Origin of the sequence: Rufibacter sp. DG15C, assembly GCF_001577755.1 — a bacterium.
GTDB lineage: Bacteria > Bacteroidota > Bacteroidia > Cytophagales > Hymenobacteraceae > Nibribacter.
This window is the reverse complement of sequence record NZ_CP010776.1, coordinates 3,902,930-3,922,162: the sequence shown is the minus strand read 5'-3', so window position 1 is coordinate 3,922,162 and position 19,233 is coordinate 3,902,930. Positions and strand designations below refer to the sequence as shown.

The window sequence follows — 19,233 nt, the reverse complement described above, 5'->3', positions numbered from 1 at the left end:
AAGATTAACCTGCAACCTTGCCGCTGTAATAAGACCTAAACCAGAAAAGAGTCCATCTGGAAGAGGGGAGAATCAATCCTTTTTTGGCCTATTTTCCAGGAAATAGGCCAAAAAAGGAAACGTGGAGACAAAGCGCCGGGAGGCTTGTCTGCTCATGACGCAGTCAGGTTGTATTAACAGCGCTCATTCCTTCCCGCTGTCTTTTGTCAGCACAAGGCTGAGTTACTGCTGTTCTTAATTGGTGATGATAAATTTCTGTTTTGCAGTGGAACGCTTCCCAATAGAGCTCACCACGTACAAGCCGCTAGCCAGATTTTTTGTCTCCAGAGCAGTGGTGCCCATGAATGCAGACCTGTAGACAATGTGGCCAGACATGTCTGAGACCATGATCTCGTTGATAGAATTGTCGCTAGCCTGTACTGTCACCAAAGAGCCTCTCTTTACGGGGTTGGGGTATATTTTTAATGCATCAAAGGGCGGCTCCTCCATCAGAAGGACTTGCGTGCTGGTGGCTTGCCCACCGGGGACCGGGAGGTTGGTGGCCGGCTTCATGCTTTCATAGGTGTTGGCCGCATTGCCAATCTTCACCTCGTCCACAAACCACACCCGCTTTTTAGATTGGGTGACGCCTTTATTGTTCCAATCACTCTTGTAGAGGCCCATTTTATATTTCCCGAAGGGTCCGTTGTACATGGTAGTCAGGCCCTTGATGTCCAGCCGCAGGTCGCCGTTGATCCATACTTGCATGAAGCCGTCAGTGAGGTGCTGCTTTATGTGAATCACCACTGAGATCCATTGGTCATAAATGATAGGGCCCAGCACATGGATGTTCAAAACAGTGCCGTCTGCGGACCGCCGGCGTACCTCAAACCGGCCGTCCTGGGTTCTCAAAGTGAGCAGGGGAGAGCCGAACTCGCCACCCTGGTGCCATTGGTTAAACGCCTCGTCATCTGAGTCCAGCAAATAGTTCGCCGACGGGAAGTAGCCCGCAAAGGAATGCCAAGTCTCCTCCTGGGCAACTTCATCAGAGAAAAGCACCTCGGCCCGGGTGCCGTCCGCCGCCGGAGGGTCCCCGGCGCGCAGTTCCCATCTTCCGGCCTTTTTGCCGCTGTACACGGTGTCACTCTCTACCGTAAAGCCGTAGGCGGTGCTGGTCTGCATGTGCAGGCCGGCAAAACCGGTGCCGCTCTCAAAGCCTTCATAGTATAGCACCACTGGGCTCTTGTGCGAGGAGCCTATTTGCAGGTCAAAGGCCAGGTCATTGCTATTGGCAGCTTGCTGATGGATTTCAACGGCTATGACATTTTTACCTTTCACAAAGGCAGAATTATGAATAAAGAAGGTCAAGGTCTTACTGCCGTCACCACTGGAACTCACCGAAGCCAAGGTCCTATAGCCTATATTCCCGGTGGGCATGTTATATCTGTATTTTTCCACCCCGTTTACATACAGCACCGCGCCGTCATCCATTTTTATGTTAAAGGAAAAGGTACCATAGTCAGCGGGTTCTGATAAGGAGATGGATTTCCTGAAGTAGGTGGTAATGTACTTGGAAGTGGTGGATGGGCCGTACTGGAGGACGGTGGCGGCGTCTGGAATGCCGTAGCCAAATTTCCCGTTGCCTGTCTTCCAAGTACTTTCGTCAAAATCCACCGCTCTCCAAGCCGTCCCCTGGTCCGTACCGTTGTCCAGGTATTTCCAGGAGGAGCCAAAGCTGAAAAGGTCAGGATACTGGGGTTCTGGCGGACTGATGACGGGTTGTACGGTATAGGTCTGGCCACCTGGGAAACCCTCTTTCAGGGTGTTGCCAGCGGCGTCTTGGATGTTAGTGTCAGCGTCTTTCACATCCAACCGGAGGGTTCCAGACCCGGCGGCGGTAAGTGAAACATCATAGGCAGTAGCACTGATGGCATTTACCCCGGTTACCTCTCCAGACGCAGAGTCAGTGGCAATTAGCTGGAAGTCCTCCAGAGAGACACCCGTGACAGGCTCAGAGAGTGTGGCCCTGAACGTAGCATTGCCCGGCGGAATGGTGGAGGTAGCAGGGCTCTGCCGGTTTATGCTTACCACAGTTGGAGAGGTCACATCTGGCGGGGGTGGGGAGACATAATAGCTCTGCCCGCTGGAGAACCCGTCTACCAAAGCGTTGCCGGCGGCGTCAAGGATGCCTGTATTGGAAGGGTTTAGGTCCAGCCGCAGTTCGCCCTGTCCAGAGACGTTAGTGACCACCACGTCATAGATTGAAGTTGACACAGATTGGATAGAACCTATTTCCCCGGTGGCACTTCCTAGGGTGGCCAGGCTGAAATCTGGACCATCAACTCCCGTAACTGCCTCTGAGAAGGTAGCTCTGAAGGAAATGGTGGTGGCGTGGGTAGAGTCAGAGAGTGGAAGCTGTCTATTGATGCTCAAGGCCGAGGGCGGGGTTTGGTCTGGCGGCGGGGGCAGCTGCAGGGTGTAGCTCTGTCCAGCGGTATAGCCCGTAGTGATGGCGTTTCCGCTGGCATCAGTGATACCCGTCCCCGTGTTTTTCAGATCCAGGCGCAGATCGCCTTCGCCGGAAGGCAGCACCGTCACATCATAGATAAAAGCAGACACAGCTACCAAGTCCGTTACTTGACCGGTGGCCGAGCCGGTGGAAAAGAGTGTAAAATCATCTATGCCCACTCCGGTGACGGGCTCACTAAAAGTGGCTCTGTAGGTGACATTGCCAGACGCCACAATAGCGGTAGCGGGGTTCTGCCGGCTAATGCTGGAGACGGTGGGCGGGGTTACGTCTGCCGGGGGAAGCTGGCCTGTCAGTTCCAGGTCAAAGGCCATGTCTGGGGTGCTCACTTTCTGTTGGTGCACCTCCACGGCCACTAGGTTGGTCCCTTCCACAAACCGATTGCTGCTAAGGCTGAACGTTTGCGCGGTGCCGCCGTTGTCTTTGGCCTCACTGGCCAGGGTGGTATAGCTAATGGTGCCGGTGGGCATGTTGTTGCGGTAGACCTCGGTGCCGTTCACATACACTACTACCCCGTCATCCCTTTTCACCTTGCCAGAGAAGGAAATGTAAGCTGTTAGATTAGTAATGGTGATGGTTTTCCTGAAATAAGTGGTGATGTACTTCTTCTTGGCTGATGACCCGTAGCTGATCACAGTCTTAGCGTCACTGATGCCGTACCCGAACTTCCCATCCCCGGTTTTCCAGCCTGTTTCAGAGAAGGGGGAGGTGCGCCAGGCGGTGCCTTGGTTGGTGCCGTTGTCCAGGTATTTCCAGGTAGAGCCGAAGGGAACAATACTAGTCTGGGCGGCAACGGTACAAGAAAGCAGCATGAAGTACAGGAGCAAAATAAATTTTCCCATGGCTACCTGCGGTAATAATGAAGAACTTTTGCGCGGAATTGAGAATAGACAAGCAGTAGGATGAGGCTTTGTCGCAAAGAACCAGGCCCATTGGGGGGAATTGGATGCCTAGAGAGATTGTGGAGTCATTCTAAAAACACCTAGCTCCTCCTCTGAGTTCTTTAAATTGTGTTTTTAAACTTTATATTATAAAATTTTATATATAAAAATCGAATATTTTACTGAAAAAATCTTATTTAACTTTCTTGTAATTTGTACTGGACTGGTTGTGTCTTGGTGAAATGAAATATTGTTAGACCTAAAAATATTTTGTAATAATCCGTTTTTGGCCTATTTATTAGAAAACAAGCCAAAAATAAAAAGCCTTCCGGGGCTTAACACCGGAAGGCTTTCAAGAATTAGGATAGTAGAGTACCGAACTGTTAAAGCGGGACTTCCTTCTGGCCGCCGTCCACTCCTTTGATGAATTTGATCAATCCCTTAAAATAAGTCTCCTGGTCGTCATACAAGCTCATGTGACTTCCCTTTGGGCAGTACAGGTACGTGCCGTTCTGCACTTTGGCGGCCATCATCTTCATGTGCTCGGGGTCCATGGTGTCAAACTGCGCGCCCACCGTGAGGGTAGGAACCGTTACTTTAGGTAGGTCGGCGGTGCGGTCCCAGGTTTCCAGCTTGCCAGAGATGCCAAACTCGCTGGGGCCCTGCATGGTCACGTACAAGGACTGGTTCATTTTGGAAAAGGAGCGGTTCACGGGCTCTGGCCACTGGTCCAGCGGTAGGCGCAGGATGTGCTTGGTGTAGAAATGGGGCATCAGGAGCTCCATGTAGCGGGGATTGGTGAAGTCTTTGCGGTCTTCAATAGCGCGCACCTCAGCTAGTACTTTAGGGTCCAGTTGCTTGGCCAAAACCTCATCGGCGTATTTGCCATAATCTGGGGCGCTGGCCATCATGTTGGAGATGATGAGGCCTTTGAGGTTGTCCTGGTACTTGAGTGCATATTCCAAGGCCAGGATGCCGCCCCAGGAATGGCCCAAGATGTAGAAATTGTCTTTGGTTAAATTCAGGGCTCTGCGTACCTGCTCTACCTCTTCCACAAAGCGGGGAAGATCCCACATGGACGCATCCTTGGGGTCCTGTGAGTTGCCGCAGCCCAGTTGGTCATAGTAGATGAACTCAATGCCCTCTGCCGGTAAGAAATTCTCAAACGCCTCAAAGTATTCATGGGTAGCACCGGGGCCGCCATTCAGCAAGAGGACCTTCATCTTGGGGTTGTTCCCGAAGCGCTTGGTCCAGACTTTAAACTCGCCTTTGGGAGTCTTGATGGGAATCATCTGCACGCCACCATCCTGCACGCCAGCTTCCGTCTTCTGGAAATAGGCGGCGGTTAAACCCGGTGCAACGGTAGGCAGGGTATCTTCGGTGGTTCGGTCTCGTTGGCAGGAAAAGGAAAGCAAGCCTGCCGCCGCTAGACTCATGGTTAAAATTTGTTTGCAGTTCATAGTGGTTAGTTAGGTAAGGTAGCGCGAATTAGAGGTTTAAGATATTGATAAAAAGCAGAATAGAAAGAGTTTCCCCTTTCTATTCTGCTTTTTAAATACATGGTGTGCTTAGTTCAAAAGAACCGGTTTGCCGTAGCCCAAGTCCTCTAGTTTCTTAAGCTGGGTGGCCGCGTCTCCTACAATCAGGTAGTACATCTTGTCTGGGTTTACATACTGGTTGGCTAGCGTCTTGATCTTGTCTACGGTCATGCCTTTCACCAGTGCTTCGCGCTGTTTGGCGTAGTCATACGGCCAGTTGTAGGCGCTAATGTTTTGCAGCATGTTCAGCTTGGCGCCCATGGTCTCAAAGGCACGGGCGGTGCTTTTCACCAAGAATCCCTTGGTCACGTCCAGATCCTGCGGAGAGAAAGTGGGACCGTAGTTCTTTAGGATCTCGCGCACCAGGCTGGTGGACTCATAGGTCACATTAGAACGAACGCCGCTCTGGATCATGAACGGGCCCGGCAGGGTAGTCCCCGAAAAAGAGGAGCTGATGCCGTACGTGTAGCCCTTGCCCTCGCGGAGCTGCTGGGTTAACTGAGAGGCAAAGCTACCGCCGCCCAAGATGTAGTTCATCACCTGTACCGGGTAATAGTCTGGATGCGTGGCCGGCAAGGCCAGATACCCAAAGCGCAGCACACTCTGCTTGGCGCCCGGCACGTCATAGAAGTAAATCTTAGAAGCGGTTGGCGCAGCCGGAGTAGCAACCGTAGGCATGAACACTTCCTTCGCTTTCCAGTTCTGATTCAAGCCGTTCAAGGCGGTTACAGCCTGGTCTTTCTCCAAAGCACCCACTACATGGAAGGCCGCTAAAGTTGGGGAGAAGTTAGCGTTATAATAGCTCTGCAGGTCTTGTAGGGTGATGGCTTTCAAGGAAGACTCGGTACCCAGGATGTTATTGGCCAGGATATGGTCCTTGCCGTACAGAATCTGCTTGAACTGGTTGCTGGCAATGGAGTTGGGGTTGGCTTTCTGGCCTTTGATCTGGCTCTCAGTCTTCTGCTTGCTCAGGTCAAACTCCTTGGCGTCCCAGCGCGGCTCCGATAGCATCTCCTTCACCAGGGCCATGGTGGCGGCATAGTTGCGGGCCAAGGTTCTACCGTTCACGCTGATCTCCTCATCATCTGCGGAGATGGTGATGGTGGCGCCCAGCGCGTCTATGGCTTCCTCAAGTTGGGCGGTGGTTTTGTTCTTAGTGCCTTTGGTCAGACTTTCGGCTAGAAGATTGGCTACTCCCACTTTGGCAGGATTCTCTAGCAACAAACCCCCTTTGATGCGCAGGTTGAATTGCACCAAGGGCACCTCGCGGTTTTCAATGCCCAGCACGCGCATGCCATTGTCTAACTTGGTCTCCCAGACGGCGGGCACGCTGATCTCAGGGCTTTTGCCATACGCCGGCTCTACCGTTCTGTCAAACTTGGAAGGTGTGCGCTCATAGGTGGTCTTGGCGTTCAGGTCGAATTTCTCTTCGGCGCCTTCTACAATCTTCTCTTCTACCACGCTGGCCTTTTTAGAACCGGCTAGGATCAGGTTGGTCTGGCCTTTAGGCACGAAGCTGGTGGCTACGTAGTGTTTACCTTTGATGTACTGGTTGTACACGCGCTTCACATCGGCTACGCTCACGGCCATCATGTTGGCAATGTCCTTGGTCACAAAGCCCGGGTCTCCTGCAAAAATCTGATATTGCGCCAACTGAAAGCCCTTGCCCTGCACGCTGGCCAGGCCGTTGTAAAAGGCTACTTCCTGACCGGCCTTGATGCGGCTCAAGTCCGCCTCGGTGATACCCTCCTTTTCAAACTTCGCGAAGGACTCTTGGATGGCGCTGTGGATTTTGTTCAAGTCCACTTTGTCATAACCGCGCACGCTCAGCATCAGCTGGCCGGCAATCTCAGAGTTGTTGTTGTAGATGCTCACGCGCGGCGCCAGTTGCTTCTCGTCTACAATCACCTGGTTGAAAGGGGCCTTCTTGCCTTCAGACAAATAGGTAGACAGCACGCGCAGGGCGTAGGAATCTGGATGATAGGTATACACCGTCGGCCAAGCTAGGGTCAGCTCGGGCAGACGCGCGAAGTTGTCTTCATGGTACAGTTTCTTGGTCTCAGAGAGCACGGCGGGGCGCTTCTCCATCTTCGGGATGCTCTCGCCCTTCTTGATCTCCCCGAAGTATTTCTCCACCCACTCCTTGGCCTGACCCGGCTCAAAGTCGCCGCTCACCACCAGGGTCACGTTGTTGGGCGCGTACCAGCGGCGGTAGAATTCCTTCACGTCTGCCAGTGTTGCGTTCTGCAAATCCTCCAGAGACCCGATCACCTGCCAGTGGTAGGGGTGGTTGGCCGGGTAGAGGTTCTGGTCAATCACGTAGGAAGTATGGCCGTAGGGAGCGTTGTCATAGCTCTGGCGCTTCTCGTTTTTTACCACCTGCTTTTCTTTGTTCACCACTTCCTCAGTCACGGTATTGATGAACCAGCCCAGCTTGTCGGCCTCGGCCCAGAGCATTTTCTCCAGGGCGTCATTGGGCACGGTCTGGTAGTAGTTGGTGCGGTCGCGGCTGGTGGAGCCATTGGCCCCAGATCCGCCAATGCGGGCGCTCATTTTGTCCAAACCGCCTTTGCCCAGGTTCTCAGACTCTAAAAACAACAAATGCTCAAACAAGTGGGCAAAACCGGTGCGTCCTTCCTTCTCGCGGGCGGAGCCTACGTGGCTGGTCAGGGCCACGGCCACCACGGGATCAGACTTGTCTACATGGAAGACCACCTGCAGGCCGTTGTCCAGCGTGAATTTCTCATAATCCACCTTGAATTCGGTTTTGTCTGCATTAGACTTGCTCAGCTTCTGGCAGGCAATCAATACCACCGTGAATAACAGGAGATAGCTTAGTTTTTGGATATGTTTCATTCTGACTTCGTTTGTTAAAAAGAGCTGTGTATGAAGAGTAGCCTCCATGGAGACTTGATGATGTGAATATAAGCGATCTGGATTTCCAATATCCTATATGCTTAAAGGAAATGTCCATTCGTTTTTGGCCTGTTTCCTAGAAATCAGGCCAAAAACGAATGGACATCTTATGGGGAATCATTCCCTGCCAATATTCAGCGTTTACACTTTGTTTGTTTAGCTGACTGGCCTTTTACTAAAATCTACTTTAAATACTTAGACACCGGCACCACGGTAAAGTTGGGATCATTGGCTATAATCTTAGGCAAGGCGGCGCCGTGTCTTTGTCCCATAATGACTAAGAGTCGCTTGCCTTTGTTGGCAAGTTGCGTGGTAACAATGTTGGAATAAATCTTCACTTCGCGCTCATAAAACAAAGAAATAAACTCTGCGCCTATGTATTGCTTGCTCACGTGTACTGAGTCATTGTATTGGGCGGGGGCGTTTACAAAGACACTGTTCCTAACCTTAGCCGGGGTTACGTAAAAAAGGTCATAGGCCAAATTGTTTACCTGTGGCGAGTTTAGAAAAATGAGGTAGTCTTTTAAGGATAAGGTCCCTGCTTTAAATGCCTCTGTGGACGCGCTCCCAATGCCATTGAAGGTTTTAAGGGCATCATTGTAGTACTCAATATTCTGCCCCGAAGCCAGAATACGGTTAGACACGCTCTCATAATGGTCTACCCCAAAAATGCGGTCATGGTGCAGTTGCTTGGCCAAATTATAGCCAAACTGATAACGCTCGGCTCGGCCGTAGTTAATATCTTTTAATTCAATTTTACCCGTCTTGAACAAGGTATAAAGACTGTCCACAGAAGCTTGCTCTTCTGGGTTATTCTCTATCATGATCATGTCAGGTTTGTATTGCAGCAACAGCTTGTTGATTTCTGCCACCTCCTTCTGTCTTTCTGCTGTGAATAAGTCTGCCTTGGGAGAGTTTTTGTATAAGTTCTCTTGACCAAAATGGTTGCTGCCCAACACCATGATCTGCACCTTGTCTTTTTCAGGGACAGTAGGTACTTTCTTTAACAGGGACTTGAGGTCTTGTCCATTTAAGTGCATGATGACGCATAGGAACGAACAGGCAAGGAGGAAAATCTTTTTCATGCAATAGGGAGGGAAAAGGGTATTTTTTAATAGGTATTGTCTCATGAACGCTCAACATGCGTTACAAATTACCTTCGGCGAAGATATGGTTTAAATCTGATTCGATTGGTTTTTTAGGAAAATGAGAACTTCTGATTTTTGGCCTGATTTCCAGAAAATAGCCCGAAAATGAAAATCCCTACCTGCTCAATAAGCAAGTAGGGATTTGAAACTGTGAATAAGGTTAATCTAAATTTTAGTCTCCTTATTGTTTGATGAACTTCACCGTCTGTGACATGCTACTATTGGTTACCTGAATAATGTACTGGCCAACTGCCATTTGTTGAACATCCAAAACATGAGACGCCCCCCCCATGAATTTTGCTTGTTTCACCAGCTGCCCGTTCATGTTGTAGATAGTCACTACAAACGTTTCTGCCGGAAGGCTGCTGAGGTTTAAGGTTGGGTTGGCCGCAGATGGGTTCGGGAATACATTTACTTTAACGGTGGCAGGTTGTTTGGCTTTCTGTTGGACGGCAATTACTTTGCTATCCTCAAAGGCTCCGTCAAAATCTACCTGATGCAGTCTGTAATACACTACACCCGTTGGAGCAGTGGTATCTAAGAACTGGTAGCTCACCAGTTGACTGCTGTTGCCCGCTGAAGTTACCTTGCCGATGCTAGTAAAAATTTTGCCATCTGTACTTCTTTGTACTGCAAAATAGGCACTGTTCTTTTCTGATGCCGTGGCCCAATTTAACAATATTCCTTGCGTCTGCGCTTTCCCGGTGAAGATAGTAAGCGTAACCGGCAGCAAGGATGGTTTCGCTTCTGCTTGACCTGAGGCTAGGGCACTGTTGTTGCCGCTGGACGTATTGCCGCCGTTGCTATCAAACTCATTGCCACCAGTTTTGTAAGCGGAATTTGAGAAGAAGCCAATTTCTAACGGAGAAACCACCAGCGTTAAGGTCGCTTTGTTGGAATCGCCAGAAGTCAAATCATTAATGGTCCAGGTTCTGGTAGCCAAGTCATAAGTTCCACCCGCCGAAGGCGTCGCAGACCATTGTTTTAAGCCGGTCAAATCATGAGCAATCTTCACCAAGGTGGCATTGTCTGGGCCTAAGTTAGTTGCTTCTATCACCAGCGTAAACGTCTCTGTAGCATAGTAAGGACCAGAAGGTAAAACGCTGGTCACCACCACGTCTGCCGCTTTACTGGCCATTCCACCTGCCGTGGCTGAATTGTTAGCGGCTATCTGGTCATACTCTGTGGCTGGCTCCAGGATAGAAGCTGTGGTAGAGAAAGCACCAGAACCGTTGATTTTAGCAGTCAACGTCATGGTTTGGGCATGCGAGGCTCCAGATAAAAGGTCAGTGCCTAAAGTCCAAATGCCAGAGGTTGCATCATAAGCACCTGAAGAAGTCTCTGAACTTACATAGGTTAAACCCGCTGGCAAAACATCCTGCACCTTTACCGCAGTGGCTGCATCAGGACCATTGTTCAACACTTTAACCGTGAAGGTGGCAGTACCGCCATTGTAAGGAGAAACGGTCTCTAAGGTGTTGGTAACCGCTACTTCAGCAACGGGTAAAACGTTTAGGAGGGTGACGGTAGAGTTGTTTTCAACAGTGGGGTCATACTGGTCTACGCCAGTGATTCTACCGCCCAAGTTCATGCGTCCAGTGGTGTTAGGAATACCCCTTAACGTAAGGGTGACAGAGTCTCCTGGTTGCAGAGTGCCAATGGTCCAGATGCCGTCTGCATACGAATAGGTTCCTTGTGATAAGCTCAAACCCACAGGGTTGATGTTACCCGTACGGGTGTCTCTTCCTACTAAGTTGGTTACCACGTCTGGCCCGTTGTTCACTACTGTCATGTAGAAAGTGGCAATGGTCTGGTTGTGGTAGAATTTACCATCTGGTCTTTCACTGGTAACCTTCATTTTGGTCACTATATCAGCTTGCTTCTTCACCGTCACATTGACAGAAGAAGTGTTATTCTCAGTGGCGTTGTCTGCTTGTGCAAACGTGCCGGTACGGGCAGCCGTGAAAGTGTAGTTGATATCTGCCGTGGAACTGGTGCTTGTATTCACATTTGGTTTGCCTACCAAGGTTAACTCTGTGAAGTCTCCAGAGGCGAGAGAGGCAACAGTCCAGATGCCATTGCTATAGTTGCCAGAAGCACTCACAAACGTGAAGCCCGCTGGCAGCGGTGCGTTAAAGCTTAGGTTGGTGCCTGCGTCTGGCCCGTTGTTGGTGGCTCTTACCGTAAAGGTAATGGGGCTTTGGGTATAGTAGGTGCCTGCCCCAACCGATGCAGTTACCGCAATATCAGCGGTGATAGTGCCGGTGCCAGCCTGGATAGTGTTGGAGGCACTGTTGTTGCTGGTCACATTGTCAAACTGGTCTAAAGACACCAATGAAGCCGAGGTATTGATAACGGCGCTTTCCTTTACTTTGGCGTTCAGCAATAGGGTGGTTGTAGATCCGCTTGTTAGTGAAGTGATCAACCACTCACCTGAAGTAGCAGAGTAGGTAGACCCACTAGGAGCAGTAAAGGTTATATCTTTCAACGTTGAAGGCAGCAAGTCTTTCACCTTCACATTGGTGGCGGAGCTAGGTCCATTGTTGGTCACGTTTACCTGGTAGGTAACCACCTCATCATTGCTGTATTTTCCTGCTACCACCGGAGTTGAAGTAACTAGGTTTTCAACCTTAATGTCTGCGGTAGGGGCAACGTTGATGGTTTGTGAGGCGCTGTTGTTACCAGTATTGCTGTCATACTCTGTATGTGTCTGAGACATAGAATAAGTGATGGCGCCCACCGTATTGGAAATTGCCGTCAGCACCAAGGTCTGCGTTGTATTTTTCAAGATGAGGCCTGCATTCCATGAAATGGTACCAGCCCCAATGGTGGCACTACCAGAAGTTGGCGTAGCTCCAGAGAAAGTAAGACCAGCCGGAACAGTACCCGATATTACAACATTAGAGGCGTTGTTCGGGCCGTTATTGGTAGCCTTAATGGTATAAGTGAAAGTGGCACCCTGGGTAGGAGTAGTTGTAGACACTGCATTAGTGATGGCAATGTCTGCAGCTGGGCTTATGGTGATGGTGGTAGAAGATGTGTTGTTGTTGGTGTTCAAGTCGGCTTCATTGGTTCCTCTGTCAAGGAGGGTAGCGGTAGAGGTAAAAGAACCCAGGTTAGAAGCAGCTTGTCTCGCTTTTAATATTAGCGTTTTGGTCTCATTCAACGCCAACGTTCCTACTGTCCAGTTTCCAGACAAGGAGTCATAGCCAGACGGCACGGTACCCGAAATGTACAGATTGGTAGGTAGCTTGCTTTGCACCACCACGTTGTTGGCCACGTTTGGTCCCAAGTTTTTAGCAGAGATGGTGAACTCCACCACTTCGCCGCTGTAATACACTGCCTTTGAGGCAACGTTTTTCACCTCAATGTCCGCAGAAGGAACAACTGTGATAGAAGCTGTTTGGCTGTCATTGGTAGTATTCAAATCTACTTCGGCATGGGCCTGTTTGGCCAAGATGGAAATAGTGCCTGTGGCCAATGGTTGGGCTGTGATGGTTAACGTCTTAGAGGCATTGGCTACCAATGAGCCAACATTCCAGGTTCGGTTTGCAGCATCATAGGTAGGATCAGTTGAGGTGATGTTTTGAAACTTGGCAGGGTCTAATAAATCTTTAACCGTAATACCTGAGGCAGCATTAGGTCCAGAGTTGGTCACCATTACGGTGAACGTGAGCGTCTTCCCAACGGTATAGGGACCGCCAGAGGTGGAAAGGGTCACGCCTACATCAGCTTTCGGAGATGCCTGCTGTGAATAGAAGGTCATGTTGCTATTCCATTCGCCTAAGGCCAAGTCTAAAAGCCCATCTCCGTTGATGTCTGTGAAAGCGGGCGTTACCAAGTCACCTATGTCTCCAATCAGCGTTGCGCCTCCGTCAAAAGTCAAGGCATTGGCGGCAGTTTGCTCAAAGTAATAAGTGAATCCATTATACCCGCCAATCACCAAGTCCAGCAGGCCGTCCCCATCAAGATCTAAGACTTTGGGCTGGGCATTGCCGTGCGTACGGTTAATGTCAATGTTGCTAAAGGTACCGGTGGCAGCCGTCCTTCTGGTAAAAGTCAAGCCATTGGCGGCATCCTGCTCAAAGTGCTGCAAGCTACCGTCTTGCATCCCAATCAGGAAATCCAACAAACCATCCCCGTCCAAGTCAGAGACGGTTGGGGCAGCGTATTTGCCAAAACTTGTATTTAAAAAGTCTCCAGCTTGTAGAGTAAAAGCTAGGCTGTTTGAGGCATTCTGTTTATAGTGTTTTAAAAATCCGTCTCCATTCCCTACAATGATATCAAACAACCCATCGCCGTCAAGGTCTGTGATGGTGGGAGAGGTATTTCTTACGCCTGTAGAAGGGATGAATAATTTGTTTACAATGGCAAAAGTACCTGAGTTAACCGCATTTTGCTCGTGTAACTCAATGTTTCCGTCATAGGTACCAATGATTAAATCTATGAGGCCATCTCTGTCAATGTCTGTGAAAGTAGGCGTAGAGTAGATCTGGTTACCATTATAAGCCTGTTGGCTATATGTAAAGGTATTGTTAGCGGTAAACGTGTAGGAATTTGTGGTACGCTGCACCGTGAAAGGGGCGCTCAAGGCAGTTCCGGAAGGCGTAGTCACTCTTATTGGACCTGTAAAGGCGGCACTAGGTACCTTCACTGTGATTTGCGTACCTGAGTTAACGGTGAATCTGGTTGAAATCCCAGAAAACATGACAGAGGTAGCACCAGTAAAGTTAGTACCGGTTAGAACTACATCCGTATTGGGTTGTCCTAAAAGTGGCGCAACCGCAGAGATGGTTGGCCCTGTCTGCGCCCAAGCAGAAAAAGCGAAAGAAATAGTAAAAAATAATAATAAACTAAGGTTGGTAAAAATTCTTGCCATGCTTATTTAACTTTTTCAAGAATTGCCTTGTTCAATTCTGATGGCATCAAGAAGCACAAATTTAAGCGGATAGAAAACTCTATTCGATGAATGAATTCATTTACTCGTTGAATAGAGAAACCCTTGATATATAGGTAAAACCTATATATTTAAACATAAATACTGATGGTTTAGGGCTATAGGATAAATCAAGTGTTAAGTATTAGAAAGTAGACATAGGATTTAAATAATTATATAAAAATTGATATGATGTTAATTTAATAGTATCAAAAAATGTATTTTGTTCAATTAATGGAATCAGGTAAAATTGTATAAAAATTTATAGTGCCTTGTGAGTTATATATAATCTATTAGTAGGTTAATGGCTTATTTAGTGCAAAGCGTTTTTGGTCTGTTTTCCAGAAAATAGGCTAAAAACAAAAATTCCCTCTGAAGTAGAACCTCAGAGGGAATTTTAGATGATACTACTTAGGGTAGCTTATCTCAATTTTAGGTCAGTAATCACCGCGTCTATCTTCTGCTCCAGTTGCTGGCTCACCTTGTCAAAATCATTGGCAGAGGCCAAGGGCTCTTTGACACTAAAGTAGAACTTGATCTTAGGTTCAGTGCCTGAAGGGCGGGCAGATACTTTGGTCCCGTCTTCGGTGAGGTATTGTAGCACATTTGAGCTTTCCAGGCCAGTGGCATGTTCTTCCCTTGTCAATAAATTGCGTCTGAACCCAGTTTTATAGTCACTTATCTCCACCACTTTTGATCCAGCAATGGTCTTAGGTGGGTTCTCCCGCAGTTCCTGCATCATCTCTTGTATCTCCAAGGCTCCTCGGTGGCCCTTTTTGGTGATAGAGATAAGATCTTCTTTGTAGAAGCCAAACTCCTGGTACATCTGGATCATGAGCTCAAATAAAGTCTTGCCTTGGTCTTTAGCCGATGCCGCCATCTCCGCGATCATGGCGCAGGAAGACACAGCATCCTTGTCGCGTACAAAATCACCCACCAAGAATCCGTAGCTTTCCTCGCCGCCGCATATGTATTGGGCCTGGCCCTCTTTCTCGCGCATGATGGTGGCAATGTACTTAAAGCCGGTCAAGGTCTCATAACAGTCTACGCCAAAGCCTTCGGCGATGCGGTTGATGAGGTCTGTGGTCACAATGGTGCTCACAATATACTCGTTGCCCGTCAGTTTACCTGCTTTCTTCCAAGCGCTCAAGACATAGTAGGTCAACAAGGCTGCGGTCTGGTTTCCGTTGATTAAAACGAATTCGCCTTTGTGGTTTTTCACGGCAATACCCACGCGGTCAGCGTCAGGGTCGGTGGCCAACACCAAGTCAGCGTCCAGTTCGCGGGCTTTGTTCATGGCCAGGGTCATGGCCTCTTTCTCCTCGGGGTTAGGATATACCACCGTTGGGAAGTTGCCGTCGGGCGTGGCCTGCTCCTCTACTACGTGCACGTTGGTGAAACCGAAGCGCTCCAAGGCACGCGGAACCAAAGTAATGCCCGTGCCATGAATAGGCGTGTAGACGATTTTCAAGTCCTTCTGGCGCTCAATCACGGCTGGATCCACAGATAGGCGGGCGACTTTGTCCAGATAGGCTTCATCCACTTCCTCCAGAATGTACTCAATCTTAGAAGCATCGCGGGTAAATTTCACCTGGCTCAAATCCTGGATCTTGTTTACCTCTGCTATGATGTTTTTGTCATGAGGGGCCGTTACCTGGCCGCCGTCGTTCCAGTAGGCCTTGTAGCCGTTGTACTCTTTCGGGTTGTGTGAGGCGGTTAAAACCACCCCGCTTTGGCAACCTAGGTGCCGGATGGCGAAGGACAGCTCTGGCGTAGGGCGCAACTCTTTGAAGAAGTACACCTTGATACCGTTGCCCGAGAAGACATCAGCCACCACGTTGGCAAACACATCTGAGTTGTTGCGACTGTCATGCGCAATGGCCACAGAGACTTCCTGGTCTGGAAATGATTTTAACAAGTAGTTGCTTAAGCCCTGGGTAGCCATGCCCACAGTGTAGCGGTTCATGCGGTTGCTGCCTATGCCCATGATGCCGCGCAGACCGCCCGTCCCAAATTCAAGGTCCTTGTAAAAGCAATCGGTGAGGGTGTCTGTGTCCTGGCTAGCCATTAATTGCTGCAGGTGTGCTTTGGTTTCCTGGTCATAGCCACCTTGCAGCCACGTATCAAGTTTGGCCTGTACGGCCGCGTCTAATGACAAATTATTCTCCATAGTAAAAGTGTAAAGGATAGGGCAGGCGTTTTTGGCCTGTTTTTACGAAAACAAGCTAAAAACAGCCGTGTTTAATTTGAAGATTTGGAGATGTGAAAATGTGGAGATGGCAACGTTTAAAACATTTTCACATCTCCAAATCTTCACATCTCCAAATTATTAAAGATTTCCGCGCAGGGCTTGCTCGCGCTCAATAGACTCAAACAGGGCCTTGAAGTTTCCTTTCCCGAAAGATTTGGCTCCCTTGCGCTGTATGATTTCAAAAAAGACGGTAGGTCTGTCCTGGGCGGGCTTGGTGAAGATTTGCAAAAGATAGCCTTCATTGTCACGGTCCACCAGAATGTTGAGGTCCTGCAATGGCTTCATGTCTTCGTCAATCTTGCCTACCCGGTCCGCTAGGTCTGTATAGTAGGATGCTGGCACAGAAAGGAATTCTATGCCGCGTCTGCGCAATTCACCTACAGTGCTCACAATGTCATCCGTAGCAATGGCGATGTGCTGCACGCCCGGGCTATGATAGAAATCCAGGTACTCTTCAATCTGCGACTTTTTCTTGCCTTCAGCGGGCTCGTTGATCGGGAATTTCACGTAGCCGTTGCCGTTGCTCATTACCTTAGACATTAGAGCAGAATACTCGGTAGAGATGTCCTCATCGTCAAAGGTCAAGAGCAACTGGAAGCCCATTACTTCCTCATAAAACTTCACCCAGGTGTTCATTTCGCCCCAGCCCACGTTGCCTACGCAGTGGTCTACGTGCTTTAAGCCAATTGGAGAAACGGGCACTGAGCTTTTCTTGGCCACGAACCCCGGCATGAAAGCACCGGTGTAGTTCTTGCGCTCCACAAAGGTGTGGATGGTCTCGCCGTACGTATAGATGGAAGCCATTTTCACTTCGCCGAACTCATCTGATAAAGTCTGTGGCTCACCCGCCGACTTGGCGCCGCGCTTAGTGGTTTCCTCATAAGACTTATAAGCATCATCCACCCACAGGGCCATAACTTTCACGCCGTCACCATGCAAGCGCACGTGCTCAGAGATAGGGGACTCTGGCACCAAAGACGTTGTTAATACAAAACGTATCTTGCCTTGTTGCAAGACATAGCTCACGCGGTCACGTAAACCTGTTTCTGGACCCGCGTAGGCTACCTGCTCAAACCCGAAGGCGCTTTGATAAAAGTAGGCGGCTTGCTTGGCGTTACCTACATAGAACTCAATATAATCTGTGCCGTTGAGAGGAAGGAAATCTGTGGCCATGGTCATTTTATGTTCTTTAATTAGATGAAATTGTCAGAAAACCGTGTTTTCTAGGTAAAAATAGGAGAAATTGGCAGGAAAGAAAACTAGTATTGGTACGGGAGATTTAGAGCAACGCTTGGAATTAGCCGTAGATGTTATAAAATTTGTAAAAAAACCGACAGACGGCATGAATAATGAAGAACTGAACAACTCGCTGGTAACGCTTATCCAAAAGAAGCAAGAACTCAGCAAGCTTTCCTATAATGATGAGCGCTACGATGACGTAGAAGAAGAACTGCACGACCTGGAAGACGAGTTCAACGACAACTTCGGGGAGTTCCTGGAGGACGTACTAGGTGATGTGCACGCCCAGGTTTGCCCAGACACGGACGTCCTACTGCCCACCGCTTACCTGCCAGATAGCATGAATGGTGATGGCCAGGTGGAGATTACCGGCAAAGAAGGCGTATGGGTAGAGGCAGACGCTTATCCTAACAAAGAGGCCCGTTTGCTATTGGTACCCAACCCTATGCGCATCTTCTTAAGCGTAGGCAAAAACGTACGCCAAGAAGTCTGGAAGTCTGAGTAGTCTGTAAGGACGCTAGAAATTAAATTTTAGATTTTAATTGGAAGCGGCTTTTGTGCGGATTTATTCTGCGCAGGAGCCGTTTTCGTTTTCGGCCTGTTTTGGTGAAAATAGGCCGAAAACGATTTTAATTAGGTAGCATAAATTGTGTTGGCTAAAATCTCTTTAAACAGAGAAGCCGAGACATCTTGCCTCGGCTTCTCTGTTTATCAAAAGTCTAAAATCTAATATCCAACCACCAGCGTCTTTCCTAAAACCCCAACTTTTCCCGCACACGCTTCAACACGGGAGCGCCAATGGCGCGGGCTTTGGCGGCGCCTTCGGCTAGTTTGGCGTCTATCTCTGGCAGGTTGTTCATGTAGTACTGGAAGCGTTCTCTTGGCTCAGCGTATTTGGTGATAATCAAATCATACAGCGCCTGCTTGGCGTGGCCGTACCCGAAACCGCCGTTCAGGTAGTTCTGGCGCATGGTCTCCAATTCCTCCTCAGAGGCCAACAAGGCGTACAGCTTGAAGGTCGTGTCTGTGGCTGGGTCTTTTGGTTCTTCCAGGCTCTTGCTGTCAGAGACTATGCTCTTCACGCGTTTCAACAATTCTTTGTCTGGCAGGAAGATGTCAATGGTATTGCCGTAGGACTTGCTCATCTTCTCACCGTTAATGCCGGGCACGGTCATCACGCTCTCGTCCACTTTCACCTCCGGAATGACAAAGGTCTCGCCGTAGAGGTGGTTGAAGGAAGAGGCCACGTCGCGGGTGATTTCCAGGTGCTGCACCTGGTCTTTGCCCACGGGCACGAAGTTGGCATCATACAACAGAATGTCGGCGGCCATGAGGATAGGGTAGGTGAACAAACCTGCGTTCACGTCTGCCAACCCGCGGCGTGCGGATTTATCCTTGAACGAGTGCGCGTTGGCCAGCATGGGAAACGGCGCGAAGCAGCTCAGGTACCATGTCAACTCGGTCACCTCTGGAACGTCACTCTGTCTATAGAAGATGTTGTTGTCTGTGTCAAACCCGAAGGCCAGCCAAGCCGCCGCCACTGCGTACGTATTCATGCGGCGCTCCTCGGCGTCTCTAATGGAGGTGAGCGAATGCAAGTCTGCGATGAAATACAACGAGTCATTGCCGGCTTTCTTGGAAAGCTCAATAGCGGGAAGGATGGCGCCCAGCAGGTTGCCCAAATGCGGGCGGCCACTGCTCTGGATACCGGTAAGAATACGTGCCATGGAGTATAGGTAATTACCCTGCAAAGTAAGCGATTGACGGGCAAACGAGAAAGGGATTCCGTTTTTAACCTGATTTCTAGAAAACAGGCCA

At 49.4% G+C, this 19,233-nt stretch carries 10 protein-coding genes; 2 read left to right on the top strand and 8 right to left on the bottom strand.

Annotation, left to right across the window (positions count from 1 at the left end):
• Positions 1–234 precede the first annotated feature (234 nt).
• From TH61_RS16770 to TH61_RS16750, 5 genes are all read right to left on the bottom strand, one after another.
• Positions 235–3,348: a heparin lyase I family protein gene (locus TH61_RS16770; RefSeq protein WP_066511860.1), complete on the bottom strand. Its 3,114-nt coding sequence runs from the start codon at positions 3,346–3,348 to the stop codon at positions 235–237.
• 422 nt (positions 3,349–3,770) lie between these two features.
• Positions 3,771–4,847 (bottom strand): proline iminopeptidase-family hydrolase, encoded by a 1,077-nt coding sequence (locus TH61_RS16765; RefSeq protein ID WP_066511853.1) that lies wholly within the window; start codon positions 4,845–4,847, stop codon positions 3,771–3,773.
• Between the two features lie 108 nt (positions 4,848–4,955).
• Positions 4,956–7,781, bottom strand: a complete 2,826-nt coding sequence (locus TH61_RS16760) for a pitrilysin family protein (RefSeq protein WP_066511849.1) — start codon at positions 7,779–7,781, stop codon at positions 4,956–4,958.
• Positions 7,782–8,023: 242 nt separating this feature from the next.
• Complete coding sequence (locus TH61_RS16755) at positions 8,024–8,926, bottom strand: DUF5694 domain-containing protein (protein ID WP_066511848.1); 903 nt, start codon at positions 8,924–8,926, stop codon at positions 8,024–8,026.
• A 244-nt stretch (positions 8,927–9,170) separates the two neighbouring features.
• The gene (locus tag TH61_RS16750; protein ID WP_197464061.1) at positions 9,171–13,643 is read right to left on the bottom strand and encodes an FG-GAP-like repeat-containing protein; all 4,473 of its coding nucleotides are present in this window, start codon (positions 13,641–13,643) and stop codon (positions 9,171–9,173) included.
• 52 nt (positions 13,644–13,695) lie between these two features.
• Here TH61_RS16750 and TH61_RS18265 point away from each other — a divergent pair, with 52 nt between their 5' ends.
• Complete coding sequence (locus TH61_RS18265; protein ID WP_066511846.1) at positions 13,696–13,878, top strand: hypothetical protein; 183 nt, start codon at positions 13,696–13,698, stop codon at positions 13,876–13,878.
• 468 nt (positions 13,879–14,346) lie between these two features.
• Here the strand turns inward: TH61_RS18265 and TH61_RS16740 are convergent, their stop codons facing one another.
• Positions 14,347–16,095: a phospho-sugar mutase gene (locus TH61_RS16740; protein ID WP_066511843.1), complete on the bottom strand. Its 1,749-nt coding sequence runs from the start codon at positions 16,093–16,095 to the stop codon at positions 14,347–14,349.
• Between the two features lie 159 nt (positions 16,096–16,254).
• Entirely contained in the window at positions 16,255–17,349 is a 1,095-nt protein-coding gene (gene hppD, locus TH61_RS16735; RefSeq protein ID WP_066512993.1) for a 4-hydroxyphenylpyruvate dioxygenase, read from the bottom strand.
• A gap of 169 nt (positions 17,350–17,518) precedes the next feature.
• Between hppD and TH61_RS16730 the strand changes: the two genes are divergently transcribed.
• Complete coding sequence (locus TH61_RS16730; protein WP_066512991.1) at positions 17,519–17,920, top strand: hypothetical protein; 402 nt, start codon at positions 17,519–17,521, stop codon at positions 17,918–17,920.
• A 247-nt stretch (positions 17,921–18,167) separates the two neighbouring features.
• Here TH61_RS16730 and trpS read toward each other — a convergent pair whose 3' ends face one another.
• On the bottom strand, positions 18,168–19,142 hold the full coding sequence (gene trpS, locus TH61_RS16725; protein WP_066511841.1) for a tryptophan--tRNA ligase: 975 nt from the start codon (positions 19,140–19,142) through the stop codon (positions 18,168–18,170).
• Positions 19,143–19,233: the final 91 nt, after the last annotated feature.

Coding starts and splice junctions, on each gene's coding strand:
- TH61_RS16770 (WP_066511860.1), bottom strand. CDS start 3,348: ATGGGAAAATTTATTTTGCTCCTGTACTTCATGCTGCTTTCTTGTACC.
- TH61_RS16765 (WP_066511853.1), bottom strand. CDS start 4,847: ATGAACTGCAAACAAATTTTAACCATGAGTCTAGCGGCGGCAGGCTTG.
- TH61_RS16760 (WP_066511849.1), bottom strand. CDS start 7,781: ATGAAACATATCCAAAAACTAAGCTATCTCCTGTTATTCACGGTGGTA.
- TH61_RS16755 (WP_066511848.1), bottom strand. CDS start 8,926: ATGAAAAAGATTTTCCTCCTTGCCTGTTCGTTCCTATGCGTCATCATG.
- TH61_RS18265 (WP_066511846.1), top strand. CDS start 13,696: ATGACAGAGGTAGCACCAGTAAAGTTAGTACCGGTTAGAACTACATCC.
- TH61_RS16740 (WP_066511843.1), bottom strand. CDS start 16,095: ATGGAGAATAATTTGTCATTAGACGCGGCCGTACAGGCCAAACTTGAT.
- hppD (WP_066512993.1), bottom strand. CDS start 17,349: ATGGCCACAGATTTCCTTCCTCTCAACGGCACAGATTATATTGAGTTC.
- TH61_RS16730 (WP_066512991.1), top strand. CDS start 17,519: ATGAATAATGAAGAACTGAACAACTCGCTGGTAACGCTTATCCAAAAG.
- trpS (WP_066511841.1), bottom strand. CDS start 19,142: ATGGCACGTATTCTTACCGGTATCCAGAGCAGTGGCCGCCCGCATTTG.